The sequence below is a fragment of the Sphingomonas endolithica genome, assembly GCF_025231525.1.
In the GTDB taxonomy this organism is placed as follows: Bacteria; Pseudomonadota; Alphaproteobacteria; order Sphingomonadales; family Sphingomonadaceae; genus Sphingomonas; species Sphingomonas endolithica.
On record NZ_CP103057.1, the window covers coordinates 986,640 to 1,002,768 of the forward strand.

Sequence of the window (16,129 nt, forward strand, 5' to 3'; positions counted from 1 at the left end):
CCACTGACGTACAATGCAGACGCCGTCCGACACGAAAGGCATGCCATGCGCCTCGTCCTGCTTCCCGGTCTCGCCTTCCCGCTCATTTTGTCGCTCGCCGCCTGTAGCCCGGGCAAGCACGGGCCGCACGATCTCGACCGCGACGAGACCTTGCTGCAGGTCAGCGCCACCGGCCGCGCCGAGGCGCATCCCGACGAGGCGCGGTTTTCCGCCGGCGTGTCCTCGATCGGCGTCGATGCCGCCGCGGCGACGCAAGCGAACAACGCCCGCATGAATGCGGTGATCGCCGCACTCACCGCGCTCGGCGTCGCGAAGGAGGATATCCAGACCAAGCAATTGACCGTCGCGCGGCTCGATTGGGGCCCGAACAAGCGCAAGTTCGAAGCCAACAACGTCGTCGAGGTGCGGATGCGCGTCGTCGACAAGGCTGGCGCAGCGATCGCCGCCACCACACAGGCGGGTGCCAACGTCCTCTCCGGCCCCGATCTGCGTGTCAGCGACGATTCGGTGGTCAACGGCGCCGCTTATGCCGCCGCCTACAAAGCGGCCCGCGCCCGCGCCGACGCGCTCGCCGCCGCGGCCAACCTCAAGGTCGTGCGTATCCTGTCGATCCGCGACGGCAGTACCTCCGCCCCGTCGCCGGTCGCCGACATGGCCTATGAAGCCCCGCGCCAGGCCGCCCCCGCCCCGCCCCCGGTGCTGGCCGGCACCGACACGACCATCGCCGCGGTCAGCATCGACGCGGTGCTCGGCCCCCGCTAGCTTTAGGCCGCCACGCTCGCGCGATCCTCGAACAGCGCCTTCAGATCCTTCTTCAGGATCTTGCCATTGGCGTTCCTCGGCAGCGTCTCGTGCACGAAGCGCACCGCCACCGGCGTCTTGAACGCGGCAAGGCGCGCCTTCACCCACGCCTGCAGCTCCGCCTCGCTCGCCTCGCACCCCGGCGCCAGATGCACCACCGCCGCCGGCTCCTCGCCCAGTACGCGGTGCGGCAGCCCGATCAGCGCGCAGTCGGTCACCGCCGGATGCGCGTACAGCACGTTCTCCACCTCGCTCGAATAGATGTTCTCGCCGCCGCGGATGATCATGTCCTTCGCCCGGTCGACGATATAGACGAACCCCTCCGCATCCACCCGCGCCAGGTCGCCCGTGCGCACCCAGCCACCGACGAACGTCTCGGCCGTCGCCTCGGGCTTGTTCCAATAGCCCTTCACAATCATCGGTCCGCGCGCCCACAACTCGCCGACCTCGCCCACCGGCATCTCGCCTACGCCGTCGTCGTCCATGATCTTCACGTCGGCCACTGCCACCGGCGGCCCGGCGCTCGTCGGGCGGTTGAGATAATCCTCGCTCGAATGGCTGGTCACCGTCGCCATCGTCTCGGTCATGCCCCAGCCATTGCCGGGCAGCGCGCCGAACTCCTCGTAGATGCGCCGCACCAGCTCGGGCGCCGACGGCGCGCCGCCATAGGCAATCGCCTCCAGCGACGAGAGATCGTAATGGTGCCGCTCGGGATGCTCCAGCAACTGCCACGCGATCGTCGGCACGCCGCCCGTCACGCTGACCTTCTCCGTCTCGATGATCTCCATCGCGCGCACCACGTCCCAGCGCCGCATGAAGATGCAGGTCGATCCCGTCGCCACCGCGCCCATCAGCCCGGCACTGCACGCCGTGACATGGAAGAGCGGGATCACCGTCAGCGTCGTGCGCGGCGTCGGCTCCGGCACCGCCTCGCCGCGCCTGAGGAACGATCGCGCGCCGGCATAGCCGCCCGACAGGATGTTGGTCATCAAATTGCGATGCGTGCCGAGCGCCCCCTTGGGATGGCCCGTCGTGCCCGACGTATAGAAGATCGTCGCGTCGTCGTCGGGCGCGATCCCCACTTCAGGAAACGCCACCTCCGCCAGCCCAGCATAATCGTGCGGCGTACCGATCAGATCCTCCAGCCGCGACTCCCGCCCCTCCAGCGCACCCGAGGCGCGCGCCACCACGATCCGCTCCACCGCCGGCAGCGCTGGCCCCGCCGCCACGAACCGCTGGTGCCGCTCGTCATCCACGAACAGCACGCGCGCGCCCGAATCCTCCACGCCATATTCCAGCTCGCCTGCCGTCCACCAGGCGTTGAGCGGCACGACGATCGCGCCGATACTGGCCGCGGCGAAGAAGATCACCGGCCATTCCGGCAAATTGCGCATGGCCAGCGCCACGCGGTCGCCCTTCGCCACCCCCATGTCCTGCAGCTTGCCCGCCAGCATCGCCACCGCGCGATACTGCGCCTCGAACGTCACCCGCTCGTCCTCGTAGATCGTGAACACCCGCTCGCCATGCGCCCGCGCCGCCTGCGCCAGCCAGGCCAGGCTCGGCGGCGCGTTCTTCCACACCCGCGTCGGCACGCCCCTAATGTCGATCGTCGCCATCTCGAACTTCGCCCCCGGCGCGGTCAGCAGCGCCTCCGCCTGCGCCAGCGTGACCGCCGGCCAGGACGGATCGAGCGCGATCAGGGGGTCGCTGGACAAGGCATGCTCTCCACAAAACTGAACATCGGGTTTGGCTTATCTGCCGGTTTAGACCCGTTTAGAGTTGATTCGCGCGCCGCTCAAGGCAATAGGAGGCGGCATGTTTCGAAACCGGGGTATGGGCCGACCATGAAGATCGCGAAGCCGGAGGATCATGGCCTGGATGCGTCGCGGCTGACGCGGATCGATACGCTGCTGAAGGAGCGCTACATCGAATCCGGCAAGCTCGCCAACACGCAGATCCTGCTCGCCAAAGACGGCGAGATCGTCCATTTCGCGCATCAGGGCCCGGCGCGCGAGGACAGCGCCAAGCCGGTCGACGAGACCAGCCTGTTCCGCATCGCCAGCATGACCAAGCCGATCACCTCGATCGCGTTCATGATGCTGGTCGAACAGGGCCTGGTCGCGGTCGACACACCGGTCCATCACGTACTGCCCGAATTCAAGCATGTCGGCGTGTTCAACGGCGGCGGCGGCGAGGTGCCGTTCGCCACCCTCCCCACTACCGAGCCGATGCGCATGGTCGATCTGCTGCGCCACACCTCCGGCCTCACTTATGGCTTCCAGCACCGCTCGAACGTCGATGCCGCTTACCGTGCGGGCACGATCGAGAATTGGCATGGCGGCCATGATCTCGACGGCTTCGTCGCCGCGCTTGCCCAGCTTCCGCTCGAATTCTCCCCCGGCAGCGCGTGGAATTATTCCGTCTCCACCGACGTGCTCGGCGCCGTCGTACAGCGCGTCTCGGGCATGCCGCTCGACCGCTTCTTCGCCGAGCGCATCTTCGCCCCGCTCGGCATGCCCGACACCTTCTTCCAGGTGCCCGCCGACAAGATCGACCGCCTGACCGACTGCTATACCCTGGTCCCGAAACAAGGCCGGGTGATGTACGATCGCGGCGCGGAGAGCGCCTGGGCCAGGATGCCCAAGCTCGTCTCGGGCGGCGGCGGCCTCGTCTCCACCGCGCTCGATTACCACCGCTTCTTGCAGATGCTGCTGAACGGCGGCACGCTGGACGGCGAACGCCTGGTCGGCCGCAAGACGATCGACCTGATGACGATGAGCCATTTGCCCGGCGGCGCGGACCTTTCGACCATGTCCAAGTCGCTGTTCAGCGAAACTGCCAATGCCGGCACCGGCTTCGGCCTGGGTTTCGCGGTCAATATCGATGTCGCCCGCTCGATGATCCCGGGCAGCGTCGGCGAATATTATTGGGGCGGCATGTTCTCGACCGCCTTCTTCGTCGATCCGGTCGAGCGCCTGTCCATGGTGTTCATGACGCAGATGTCGCCCAGCAGCACCTACCCGATCCGCCGCGAGCTGAAGACGTTGATCTACAGCGCGCTGACCTGATGCCTCAAAGCGCCACCCGTCATTCCCGCCAAGGCGGGAATCCATAGTCACTGACGATCCGGCGTGAACTCGACGGCAGAGATTATGGGGCCCCGCCTTCGCGGGGATGACGAACGACAGGAGAGAGAAATGAACAGCCCGATCCGCACCGAACTCCACGACGATATCCTCGTCATCATCAGCGACAACCCGCCCGTCAACGCGCTCGGTGCCGCCGTCCGCCAGGGCCTGGAGGCCGGCATCAAGCAGGGCCTCGCCGACCCGCAGGTCAATGCGATGGTCATCCGCTGCGACGGCCGCACCTTCTTCGCCGGCGCCGACATCACCGAATTCGGCAAGCCCTTCGTCGAACCCGGCCTACCCGCCGTCGTCGACCAGATCGAGGCCTCGACCAAGCCGGTGGTCGCCGCGATCCACGGCACGGCCTTGGGCGGCGGCTGCGAGGTCACGCTCGGCTGCCATTACCGCATCGCCGTGCCCTCGGCCAAGATCGGCACGCCCGAGGTCAAGCTCGGCCTGCTCCCCGGCGCCGGCGGCACGCAGCGTCTGCCGCGTATCGCCGGCGTGCCGCTCGCGCTCGAACTCACCGCCAAGGGCGATCCGATCTCGGCCAAGAAGGCGCTCGACGCCGGCCTGATCGATCGTCTCGCCGGCGAGGACAGTCTGGTCGAAGACGCCCTCGCCTTCGCCCGCGAGATCGCCGCCATCCAGCCGCTCCCCCGCGCCAGCGAAAAGACCGCCCAAGCCGATCCCGAAGCCGTCGCCGCGTTCAAGAAGGAAAACGCCCGCAAGTTCCGCGGCTTCGACGCCCCCGCCGCCAACATCGCCTGCATCGAAAAAGCCAGCGACGGCTCCAGCTTCGACGAAGGCATCGCCTTCGAGCGGCAGGAATTCATGAAGCTGATGATGGGCGTGCAATCCGCCGCGCAGCGCCACATCTTCTTTGCCGAACGCCAGGCCGCCAAGATCGACGGCATCGCCGCCGATATCGCGCTCCGGCCGATCGCCAAGGTCGGCGTGATCGGCGCCGGCACGATGGGCGGCGGGATCAGCATGAATTTCCTCTCCGCCGGTATTCCCGTGACGATCGTCGAAATGGCGCAAGAAGCGCTCGACCGCGGCACCGGCGTCATCCGCAAGAATTACGAGGCGAGCGCCGCCAAGGGCCGGCTCAAGCCAGAGCAGGTCGAGCAGGCGATGGCCGCGCTCAACCCCACGCTCGATTTCGCTGCGCTGGCCGACTGCGATCTGATCATCGAGGCGGTCTATGAGGAAATGAGCGTCAAGAAGGAGATCTTCGCCCGGCTCGACGCCATCGCCAAGCCCGGCGCGATCCTCGCCTCCAACACCTCCTATCTCAACGTCGACGAGATCGCCGCCGCCACCAGCCGTCCGGGCGACGTGCTCGGCATGCACTTCTTCTCCCCCGCCAACGTCATGAAGCTGCTCGAAGTCGTGCGCGGCGCGAAGACGGCGGACGACGTGCTCGCCACCGTCATGGCGCTATCGAAGAAGATCAGGAAGGTCGCGGTTGTCGCCGGCGTCTGCGACGGCTTCATCGGCAACCGCATGCTCAAGCCCCGCCAAATCGAGGCGATGAAGCTATTGATGGAAGGCGCCACCCCCGAACAGATCGACCGCGTCCATGTCGAATTCGGCATGCCGATGGGCCCGTTCCAGATGAGCGATCTCGCCGGCGTCGATATCGGCTGGCACCGCGATCCCACGCGCATCGAAAACATTCGCGACGCGCTCGCCGCCGAAGGCCGCTGGGGCCAGAAGACGAGCAAAGGCTTCTACGATTACGACGAGAAGCGAAACCCCACGCCCTCCCCCCGCGTGGCGGAAATCATCGAGGACTTCCGCTCGAAATCGAACCTGCAGAAGCGCGAGATTTCGGATCAGGAAATCATCGAGAAGACGCTCTACACCATGGTCAACGAAGGCGCGCTGATCCTGGAAGAGAAGATGGCGCAGCGTGCCAGCGACATCGATGTGGTGTGGATCTACGGCTATGGCTGGCCGGTCTATCGCGGCGGCCCGATGTTCTGGGCGGATACCGAGGGACTGGCGAAGATCGTCAGCGGGCTGGAGAAACACGGCTTCAAGGTCGCCGAGTTGCTCAAGAGCAAGGCCGAGAGCGGCGGCAGGTTTAACCGGTGACACAGAATGGGGGAGTGGTGGCCACCCTCCCCCCGTTCGTGCTGAGCCTGTCGAAGCACATGCCCCAAGCGCAGACGCCCGAAACACGCCCTTCGACAAGCTCAGGGCGAACGGTGGAGAGACTAGCATGACAGACCTAGACCAATTCCGTACCGAAACCCGCGCCTGGCTCGCCGCCAACTGCCCGCTCGAGATGCGCGAACCCATCCGCTCCGAAAAGGACGCCGTTTGGGGCGGCCGCGACCAGTCCAACCTCACGCCCGCGCAAAAGTCCTGGATGGACGCGATGGCCGCCAAAGGCTGGACCGTCCCCGACTGGCCGAAGGCCTATGGCGGCGGCGGCCTCTCCCCCGCCGAAACCAAGATCCTGCGCGAGGAAATGGCCGCGATCCGCGCCCGTAATCCGCTGAACTCCTTCGGCATCTCGATGCTCGGCCCAGCCTTGCTTAAATACGGCACCGAGGAGCAGAAACTCGACCACCTGACGAAGATCGCGAAGGGCGAAAACCGCTGGTGCCAGGGCTATAGCGAGCCCAACGCCGGCTCCGATCTTGCCGCACTCGCCACTTCGGCGGAAGACAAAGGCGACCATTATCTCGTCAACGGCCAGAAGGTGTGGACCAGCTATGCCGACAAAGCCGACTGGATCTTCTGCCTCGTCCGCACCGACAAGACCAGCAAGCAGGGCGGGATCAGCTTCGTCCTGTTCGACATGGCTAGCGAAGGCGTCTCGACCAAGCCAATCCTGCTGATCAGCGGCTATTCCCCCTTCTGCGAAACCTTCATGGACAATGTGAAGGTGCCCAAGGAAAACCTTGTCCACGAAGAGAATAAGGGTTGGGACGTGGCCAAATACCTGCTCGGCCACGAACGCGAGATGATCTCCGGCATGGGTCTCGCCTCGACCGGCGGCAACCCGCTGATCGACGGCGCGATCGCCACAATCGGCCTCGATCATGACGGCCGCCTGGCCGATCCGCTGCTCCGTGCAAGCATCGCCATGTTCGAAGTCCGCAGCAAGGCATTCGGCATGATGAGCGAGCGCTTCATCGACGAACTGAAAGCCGGCCGCGCCCACCCCGCCCAGCCGAGCATGATGAAATATTACGGCACCGAGCTCAACAAGAGCCGCTACGAACTGATGATGGCCGCCGGCGGCAGCGACGCGCTCGAATGGGAAAGCGACGCCTCCTCCGGCGGCGCCACCCCCCGCGCCTGGTTGCGCACCAAGGCCAACTCGATCGAAGGCGGCACGAGCGAAGTGCAGCTCAACATCATCGCCAAGCGGATTCTGGAACTGCCGAGCGCCTAAACGCCCTCTCCCCGCTTGCGGGGAGAGGGCAGACGAGGCGAAGCCGAAGTCGGGAGAGGGGCAGTGCGGCAGCGACGCCGCCCGTGACTGCCCCTCTCCCCTACCCTCTCCCCGCAAGCGGGGAGAGGGAGAAAGGAAAAGAAATGCCCCTCTACCTCAACGACGAACAGCAAATGCTCCGCGACACCGCGCGCGACTTCATCGCCGAACACGCCCCCGTCGCCCACCTCCGCAAGCTCCGCGACGACGACAACCCCGACGGCCTCTCCCGCGATCTCTGGAAGAGCTTCGCCGACATGGGCTTCACCGGCATCCTGATGAGCGAACAGGACGGCGGCCTGGGCCTCGGCCATGTCGAGGCCGGCATCGTGCTCGAGGAAATCGGCCGCAACCTCTCCCCCTCGCCCTTCCTCACCACCGCCGTCGCCGCGGTCGAGGCCTTGAAGGGCAGCCCCCACGCCGCCCGCCATTTCCCGGGCATCCTCTCCGGCACCACCATCGCCGCGCTCGCCATCGACGAAGGCCCCAAGCACCGCGAGCATGTCGCGCTCAAGGCCGAACGCTCGGGCAACGGCTTCAAGCTCAACGGCAGGAAACGGTTCGTGCAGCACGGCCACATCGCCGACCTGATCATCGTCGCCGCGCGCACCGCCGGCGCCGCGCACGAACAGGACGGTATCACCCTTTTCGCGGTCGATCCAACAATGCCCGGAATACAACAGGATAGCCAACGCCTCGCCGATTCCAGCATAGCCACAAGCGCGACCTTCGAGAACTTACACCTCGATGCCGACGCCGTCATCGGCGAGATCGACGCCGGCCACGACCCCTTGAACCGCCTGCTCCGCGCCGCCCGCACCGGCGCCGCCGCAGAGTCGCTCGGCGTCGGCGCCGGCGCGATGGACATGACGATCGGCTATCTCAAGGAACGCAAACAGTTCGGCCAGACCATCGGCAGCTTCCAGGCGCTGCAACACCGCGCCGCCCACCTCTACAGCGAAATGGAAGTCGCCCGCGCCGCCGTCATCAAGGCCGCACAACTCCTCGATTCGGGATCCGAAAAAGCCGACGACGCCGTCTCCGTCGCCAAGGCGATGACCACCCTCGCCACCACGCTCGCCGTCCAGGAAGGCATCCAGATGCACGGCGGCATCGGCATGACCGACGAATACGATATCGGCTTCTACATGAAGCGCGCCCGCGTCCTCGCCGAGATGTTCGGCGACGCCAATTTCCATGCCGACAAGCTCGCCCGCGCCGCCGGCTATTAAGGCGATGACCGAACTGCCAAGCCCCGCATCCCTCGCGGCCGATCTCTGCGACCTCCTCGACATCGAGGAACTCGACACCGATCTCTATCGCGGCAAGCGCGGCCGCGATGGCTTCGGCCGCGTGTTCGGCGGCCAGGTCATCGCCCAGGCGCTGCAGGCCGCGCAGCGCTCCACCGACGCGCACAAGATCGCCCACTCGCTCCACGCCAATTTCATGCGCCCGGGCAACGAGGATTTCACCATCCTCTACCGCGTGGTGCGCGATTTCGAGGGCAAGAGCTTCGCCACCCGCCGCGTCATCGCGATGCAAAAGGGCCAGCCGATCCTCACCCTGACCTGCTCGCTGCAGACGCCGGAAGACGGTCTGCACCATCAGGACACGATGCCGGATGTGCCCGGTCCCGAGAGCCTACAGTCCGACACAGAACTGCGCGCCGAGATGGCCAATCGCGTCCCCGAACGCTTCCGCCGCTCCTTTCTCAAGCCCCGCCCGATCGAGATCCGCCCCGTCTCCCCCCGCTCCTGGCTGGATCCGGTCAAGAGCGCCCCCCGCCAGCAAAGCTGGTTCCGCATCTGCTCGGCCATCGGCGACGATCCCGCCCTCCACCGCGCGATCCTGGCTTATGCCTCCGACATGTCGCTGCTCGGCACCGGCACGCTGCCACACGGCATCAACTGGCTGACCCCCAACCTTCAGACCGCCAGCCTCGATCACGCGCTGTGGCTGCACGAACCGTTCCGCGCCGATCAATGGCTGCTCTATGCCTGCGACAGCCCCTGGGCCGGCCACGCGCGCAGCTTCAACCGCGGCCAGATCTTCGCCCAAGACGGCCGTCTGGTCGCCAGCGTCGCTCAGGAAGGGCTGATGCGATTGCGCGAATAATCCTGTTCCGCCGCGCGCATTTTGTGCCACCTTGGCGCTTATGCTGAATCGCCGCACGCTCCTCGCCCAGGCCGGTATCGCCGGTCTTGCCACCACCCTCCCCGCCATCGCGCAGAAGTCCAGGTCCGCCCCCGGAGACGCGGCTGCCAGCGACACGCTATCCGGCATCGCCGAGGAACTGCTCGTCGATTTCCCCGAAGGCGCCACACAGCTCGGCCTGGACACGAACGCACGGGCCGCACTCAAGGCAACGCTCACCGATCACAGTCTCACCGCCGATCGGACTCGCCTCGCCCGCATCGAAGTGCGCCGCACCCAGCTCCGCAACATCGATCGCTCGGCTCTATCCCCGCAGATCGCCATCGACGTCGATGTCACGCAAGCCGCCTACGATCTCGCGCATGATGGCTTCGCCGCGCTCCCGCACGGCGATGTCGCGATCCTCAACCAGAACGCCTCGTACCGCAGCACGCCGTACATCGTCAGCCAGGGCACCGGCGCGTTCGCCGAAATCCCCGACATGCTCGAGAGCAAGCACAGCGTAGCCAACCGCGCCGACGCCGACGCCTATCTTGCCCGCCTCGAGTCCTACCCCGTGCAGCTCGACGCCGAGACCGCTCGCATTCAGGCCGACGCCGCCGCCGGATTCATCCTGCCGCGCTTCCTGATCGACATCACCGCCGCGCAACTCGCCGCCGCCGCCGCGCAACCGGTCCCCGAGTGGAACCTCGTCACCACGTTCACCGCCAAGACGAAGAAGGCAGGGGTCGCGGGCGCCTGGTCCGATCAAGCCGCCCAGATCGCCAGCCAAAAGATCGCCCCGGCGCTCGCCCGCCAGGCCGCAACTTTCGAGGCGCTCAAGCCAAAAGCCGGCGATACGCCCGGCATGTGGAAGCTCCCCGGCGCCGAACGAGCCTATGCTTGGCTGGTCGAGGCCGGCACCACCACCAAGCGCACGCCCGAGGAGATCCACCAATCCGGCCTCGAACAGGTCGCCGCGCTCACCGCCGAGATGGACGTATTGCTAAAGGCTCAGGGCCTGACCAAGGGCACGGTGGGCCAGCGCCTAATCGAACTCGGCAAGCGCCCAGACATGCTCTACGCCAACACCGACCAGGGTCGGGCCGAACTGCTCGCCTACCTCAACAAGGTCGTCGCCGACATCCGCCCGCGCATGCCCCGCGCGTTCAACAAGCTCGTGCCCGGTCGCCTGGACGTCAAGCGCGTGCCGCCCTCGATCGAGAACGGCATGCCCAACGGCTATGCCTCGGCCGGATCGATCGACGGCAAGACGCCCGGCGCCTATTACATCAACCTTAAGGACACCGGCATCTGGCCGCGTTTCGCCCTACCCACGCTGACCTTCCACGAAGGCATTCCCGGCCATGTTTGGCAGGGTGAATATACCTATGATCTTCCTCTGATCCGCACCCTGCTCGCGTTCAACGCATATAGCGAAGGCTGGGGCCTGTACGCCGAACAGATTGGTGACGAGGTCGGCTTCTACGAGCGCGATCCGATCGGCCGCATCGGTTACCTGCAATCGATGAACTTCCGCGCCAGTCGCCTCGTCGCCGACACCGGACTCCATCACAAGCGCTGGACCATGGCACAGGCGACGCGCTGGTTCGGCGAAGCGACCGGCTACACGCTCTCGCAATGCCAGAGCGAACTCAACCGCTATTGCGCCTGGCCGGGCCAGGCGCTCGGCTACAAGACCGGCCACAACGAAATCAACCGCCTCCGCGCCAAGGCCCGCGCCGAGCTCGGCCCCCGCTTCGATGTGAAGGCGTTCAACGATCTCGTCGTCGGCACAGGCGGCGTGCCGCTCAGCGTGCTGGCGCGGATCGTCGATGCGTGGATCGGGCGGTGGAAGCCGTACTAGCGCCACGCGGCCCGGGGCCGGCTAGAAGTGGTGGTCAGCGGACCGTACGCTTTCGGGCAGCTAATAGCGACTAGCTGCCCTTCACTTTTAACAGCACTGCTTCTACGTCACCCCCAACGTTTCCCGAAGTCCGCGAGGCGCTCCACGTGTTTGTGAACGAGCCGATAGTGCCTCCGGAGTATCGGATTTGGAGGGTGCGTTCGCCGTACCAGCGAAGCGCCAGATGATCCATATTATCGCCCGATAAGATGACGCGGCGATCAGCCCCGTCCTTGGTCGAAACGTAGACGCTGGAGTACGTTGAGGTAGCTGCACCTCCCCCGGCGTCAAATCGAACTTCTGCGCAAAAGCGGGCTGCGCAGGAGCGCTGCTGCAACGCCTCATTAGACGAACCGGCCGAACAACCCCCAAGCCCGCCCGTCATCAGGGACAAGGCGACGGCCAAGATGGCGCAGAAGCGGGTCGCGGACCCCGCAAGCAATGCATGTTCCATCCCTTCAGAATGCGCTGCTCCGTGAACGTCCGCAATCAGGAAGCATGCGACTTGCCTCGAATGGCCATGATCGGGCGTTTGCGGACGTTGGACGGCTCCCCGGCCTGAACGGCCGAAAGTGGTGGTTAGCGGCCCGGCGGCTTTTGACAATCGTTCCCAAATAGCAGACATTCGGAGCGTGTCGCTGAGGCCAAACATACTAGACAGGCTGTATCGGTGGGAGTCGGCTAGCCGCGCCTCGTCACGCTGGCGACAACTTTTCACGCTTGTTCTCTTAGAGATGCCCGGCCTCGCGGCGCTCATGGCCCTCCGCTACACCGACGATCCATCGAGTATCACCCGCAACTTCCTTTACGGCGTGTTCTTTGTCTCCACTGCGGCTATGCTGGGCTGGGGATGCTACTCTTTAATCCGCACCTTGAAAGCGGCGTGGAAAGCAGCACGCGGACTGCCGCACGAGTTACAATCATGGCGTGAACCGTAGAGCGTTCGGTTAGGTATCGCTGGCTAGCTAGGCGATGAGCCGTCCGAAGCTGGTTACGGTGACCGTTGCCACGAACGACCGCAAGTGGGCGACTGCCGACCGTCCGCTTATGGGGGCCGCTTTGCCCATCGCAATGTCGCAACGTGGTGGAAAGCGGACGTTCACCAGTCACGCATGGGAACCACCATAACAGAGGTGAGCAGGGTGATTATCAACGCAACGATAGTAAGAGCGGTAACGTCAACCGGTAGCATGCCAGGTCCGTCTGAGTAGGCGGAGCTGGACAACCACGTTTAGCTGTTTAGCGTCGATTTAGCGGTAGCCGGAGGGATGAGATCATGATTGCTATTATCGCGCTCGGACTTTCCGCTGCAGCGGATGGCCCTGTTCTAGCTAGGGCACCATTGATACGGGGGAACCCATCCAAATGGTTTGCTGGAATTTATCCGAAGGAGGCGGCTCTCGCTCGTGAGCAGGGCACGACCGTGGTCTTTCTGGAAATCGACGCGACTGGTACGATTACGAAGTGCACCGTCCAGAAAAGCAGCGGTTCCGCCGCACTCGATGAGGCCACTTGCCAAGTTGCGCTTACCCGGGCCCGCTACAAACCCGGGGAAGATACAGAGGGCTGTCCCTTAGCATCGACCGCAGTGCTGCCGGTAACATGGGCACTGCCGTAGGGCGGACAGCACAGACGCACGAAGGCCGCTGCACGCTAGTGTCGCTGGGGAACGTCCGGTTGTGGGCGTTATCCGCCATGGCCGAAACTGGTGGAAAGTGGAAGGTCCGCTAATCTCTTCGGAAGCAGAGAATGCAGACGGGGATCGGCGATAGCGCGAGCAAAGCGAACACGATCAGCCCGCTGACGTCGCCCTTAAGGTCGAACCCGAAGAATGCGAACGTGAACCATACCATCGCGGCAATAGCGAGCGTGTAGCTGATTGCTGCAACCCGAGCCGCGATGTTCGCCTCCCCTGTCATTTGCCCGACAATAATGAAGGGGGGAAACGTCCGCAATAGAACGCGGCATCTTGCGACTGAATGTCCGCAAGTGGGCGTAAGCCGCCTTGGCGGAAACTGGTGGGAAGCTGCCGTTCAAGCGGCGGCGGCCAGCTTCACGCTTTTCCGGTGAAGGAAAGTCTCTGGAGCAATCTCATCCGGCATCAACGAACCATGCTCCGATGCGAGAGAAACGAGGATTGACCAGCGATCGGATGGTCGTCCCCCATCCGCCTCAAGCCCGCGGGCGTTCAGCGGAGCGGTGCGTCGAACGAGATCGCCAACTGTCGCAACACCGGCTGGCAATCTTCCGCGATCCGCCCACATCGGAATCATGCCAAACACCGCAATCCCAAATACGACGCAGCTAATTAACCACTGACCAATTAGCAATGTCACGATCGCCGCAAGCAGACCACCAGTTAGAAGAAATCCGCCGGCCATCCCGACCGGCGTCAGCCGAGCTAATGGAAGGCGAAGGCCGGTTTCCCGGCTGAGTTTCCTAAACAAAGCGAACGGCCTGCCATAACCTGTCAAAGCTGTTCTAGGGCTGATGCCTTGCACTTTATCAGGGTCGAGCGACCGCCTGATCCGATAGAAGGTCATGGAAGATCCGCATTTGCCGCCTTGCGTATCCCACCCGGGCGTGTGGGCGCAGATAACGGCGTATAGATCGCCCACGGTGGCGCACCGTTCGGCTTCGTCTTTCGTGATCGTGAAGCTGAATACCTTCTCAACCTCTTCAATCAGGTCGATTGCTCCCCATTCAGGATCGAGGTCAAGGGTAGTCAGCATGCTCCAATCATGCCGCCACCCTTCGCTCAATGCAATGTCCGGAAGTGGGCGACAGCGGTCATCACTTTCACGCCCTTCAGTAACGATGCGGGCGCCGCCCAAGTCAGATCCTGCCGCTGCTGTGGCTCCGTCCTTCCGAACACGGGGATAACGCGGCCGCCGCGCCTCGCGGATCGCGACACCGGTCACGACGGCGCCGGCCAGCACGATCGCGGCGATCGACAGCAGCCCAGCGGGCGAGATCGCCACGCGCAGTTCCACTTCGACATTCCGCGACCAGGATCCGATTGCGTCCGACATGATCCCTCCCGGCAGCGCTCGTGAAAATCAACTAGTGCCGCGACGGGAAGTCACTGACAAGTCGGATCGAGCACTCACACGGCGGTCTTGCCATATTCCTGTTTCGTCACCGGATGGCTCGACGACAGCCCGCCATCCACCACGATCGCCTGCCCGTTGACATAGCTCGCATGGTCCGACGCCAGGAACGCGGCGACCTTGGCCAGTTCCTCCGGCTGTGCGCCGCGACGCAACGGGTTGAGCCGCCCGACCCGGTCCATCTTGTCGGCCGAGCGCGCATAATCGAAGGTCGGCTTGGTCATGCCCGTCTCGGTGAGGCCCGGACAAATCGCGTTGACGCGCACGTTCGATCCGGAAAGCTGCTGCGCCGACACCATCGTCAGGTTGATCACCCCCGCCTTGGACGCGGAGTAAGCCGGTGACCCCGCGCCCGATCGGATCCCTGCCACGCTCGCGGTCAGCACGATCGCCCCGCCGTCACGCTCGGCGATCCGGGGTGCGGCATGCTTGATCGCCAGGTACGGCCCGATCAGATTGACGCGCAGCACCTCGGTGATCAGCGCCACGTCGGTATCGAAGATATTGGCCATGCCGCCGGAAATGCCGGCATTGGCGAACATCACGTCAAGCCCGCCATAATATTCGCTGGCGACATTGACCGCGCGGATCACGTCCTCCTCGTTCCCCGCATCGATGCGGATCGCGTGTGCCGTGCCCCCCGCCGCGACGATCATCGCCGCGGTTTCCTCCACCGCCTCGGCGATGTCGGCGCACAGCACCGATCCACCCTCGGACGCGAACAGCGAAGCCGCCGCCCGCCCGATCCCCGAGCCGGCCCCAGTGACGATGATTGATTTGCCGCTGAACCGCATGTTTTCCTCCGTCAAATCGTCACCCCGCCGTCGATCACGATCGACTGCCCGGTCATAAAGGCGCTCGCCGGGCTGGCGAGGAACACCACCGCCCCGGCAATCTCTTCCGGCACGCCGATCCGCCTGAGCGGCACCGTCTCGTTTGCCGCAGCAATCCGCGCCGGATCCTCCCACAACGCCTTGGCGAAATCGGTCTTGATCAGCCCCGGCGCGATGCAGTTGATGCGTACATTGTCCGGCCCGAATTCATGCGCCAGGTTGCGCGCCAGCTGCATGTCGGCCGCCTTGGAAATCGCATAGGCGCCGATCACCGTCGTACCGCGCAAGCCGCCGATCGACGAGACGATCACGATCGAACCCTGCTTCCGCTCGCGCATTTCCGGCGCGACCATCGCGATCAGCCAGTGGTTGGAGACGATATTGTTGTCGAGGATCTTGCGGAACTGCTCGTCGCTGATCCCCGCCTGCGGCCCGTAATAGGGATTGGACGCGGCATTGCAGACCAAGATGTCGACCTGCCCGAACGCCGCCCGCGTCTCGTCGACCAGGTTCTGCAGGCCCGCTTTGTCGGAGATGTTCGCCGCCACCGCGATCGCCGTCCCGTTGCCGAACCGCGCGTTGAGCTCGGCGGCGACCGCATCACACGCCTCCTGCTTGCGGCTCGAGATCACCACCTTGGCGCCATGCTCGGCCAGCTCGATCGCGCTCGCCTTGCCAATGCCCTTGGTCGAACCGGTGACGATCGCCACCTTCCCTGTCAGATCAAATAGCGACATCTTCAACTCCCTCTCCCCTCCGGGGCG

At 64.8% G+C, this 16,129-nt stretch carries 13 protein-coding genes; 8 read left to right on the forward strand and 5 right to left on the reverse strand.

The genetic code is table 11. The features are described from left to right. Positions 1–45: 45 nt before the first annotated feature. Positions 46–762 carry an SIMPL domain-containing protein gene (locus NV382_RS04720; protein WP_260599371.1) on the forward strand — a complete coding sequence of 239 codons (717 nt, stop codon included), beginning with the start codon at positions 46–48 and terminating at the stop codon, positions 760–762. 2 nt (positions 763–764) lie between these two features. Here NV382_RS04720 and NV382_RS04725 read toward each other — a convergent pair whose 3' ends face one another. Then, positions 765–2,516: a class I adenylate-forming enzyme family protein gene (locus NV382_RS04725; protein WP_260599372.1), complete on the reverse strand. Its 1,752-nt coding sequence runs from the start codon at positions 2,514–2,516 to the stop codon at positions 765–767. 129 nt (positions 2,517–2,645) lie between these two features. Between NV382_RS04725 and NV382_RS04730 the strand changes: the two genes are divergently transcribed. The 7 genes from NV382_RS04730 to NV382_RS19620 all read left to right on the forward strand — a co-directional run bounded on the left by NV382_RS04730 (position 2,646) and on the right by NV382_RS19620 (position 13,040). Then, positions 2,646–3,869, forward strand: a complete 1,224-nt coding sequence (locus NV382_RS04730) for a serine hydrolase domain-containing protein (protein WP_260599373.1) — start codon at positions 2,646–2,648, stop codon at positions 3,867–3,869. A gap of 129 nt (positions 3,870–3,998) precedes the next feature. After that, positions 3,999–6,032 carry a 3-hydroxyacyl-CoA dehydrogenase NAD-binding domain-containing protein gene (locus tag NV382_RS04735; protein WP_260599374.1) on the forward strand — a complete coding sequence of 678 codons (2,034 nt, stop codon included), beginning with the start codon at positions 3,999–4,001 and terminating at the stop codon, positions 6,030–6,032. A 127-nt stretch (positions 6,033–6,159) separates the two neighbouring features. Next, entirely contained in the window at positions 6,160–7,344 is a 1,185-nt protein-coding gene (locus NV382_RS04740; protein WP_260599375.1) for an acyl-CoA dehydrogenase family protein, read from the forward strand. A gap of 143 nt (positions 7,345–7,487) precedes the next feature. After that, the gene (locus NV382_RS04745) at positions 7,488–8,615 is read left to right on the forward strand and encodes an acyl-CoA dehydrogenase family protein (RefSeq protein WP_260599376.1); all 1,128 of its coding nucleotides are present in this window, start codon (positions 7,488–7,490) and stop codon (positions 8,613–8,615) included. A 4-nt stretch (positions 8,616–8,619) separates the two neighbouring features. Further along, positions 8,620–9,498: an acyl-CoA thioesterase gene (locus NV382_RS04750; RefSeq protein WP_260599377.1), complete on the forward strand. Its 879-nt coding sequence runs from the start codon at positions 8,620–8,622 to the stop codon at positions 9,496–9,498. Positions 9,499–9,538: 40 nt separating this feature from the next. Next, entirely contained in the window at positions 9,539–11,383 is a 1,845-nt protein-coding gene (locus tag NV382_RS04755; protein WP_260599378.1) for a DUF885 domain-containing protein, read from the forward strand. 1,315 nt (positions 11,384–12,698) lie between these two features. After that, positions 12,699–13,040: an energy transducer TonB gene (locus NV382_RS19620; protein ID WP_418066755.1), complete on the forward strand. Its 342-nt coding sequence runs from the start codon at positions 12,699–12,701 to the stop codon at positions 13,038–13,040. Positions 13,041–13,149: 109 nt separating this feature from the next. On the opposite strand, the gene NV382_RS04760 is transcribed toward NV382_RS19620, so the two are convergent. The 4 genes from NV382_RS04760 to NV382_RS04775 all read right to left on the reverse strand — a co-directional run bounded on the left by NV382_RS04760 (position 13,150) and on the right by NV382_RS04775 (position 16,102). Then, a complete protein-coding gene (locus tag NV382_RS04760) occupies positions 13,150–13,341 on the reverse strand; it encodes a hypothetical protein (RefSeq protein ID WP_260599379.1) in 192 nt (63 codons plus the stop codon). Positions 13,342–13,455: 114 nt separating this feature from the next. Continuing rightward, complete coding sequence (locus NV382_RS04765; protein WP_260599380.1) at positions 13,456–14,454, reverse strand: acyl carrier protein; 999 nt, start codon at positions 14,452–14,454, stop codon at positions 13,456–13,458. Between the two features lie 74 nt (positions 14,455–14,528). Continuing rightward, positions 14,529–15,326 (reverse strand): SDR family NAD(P)-dependent oxidoreductase, encoded by a 798-nt coding sequence (locus tag NV382_RS04770; protein WP_260599381.1) that lies wholly within the window; start codon positions 15,324–15,326, stop codon positions 14,529–14,531. 11 nt (positions 15,327–15,337) lie between these two features. Next, positions 15,338–16,102, reverse strand: coding sequence for an SDR family NAD(P)-dependent oxidoreductase (locus NV382_RS04775; RefSeq protein WP_260599382.1), 765 nt, complete (start codon positions 16,100–16,102; stop codon positions 15,338–15,340). Positions 16,103–16,129: the final 27 nt, after the last annotated feature.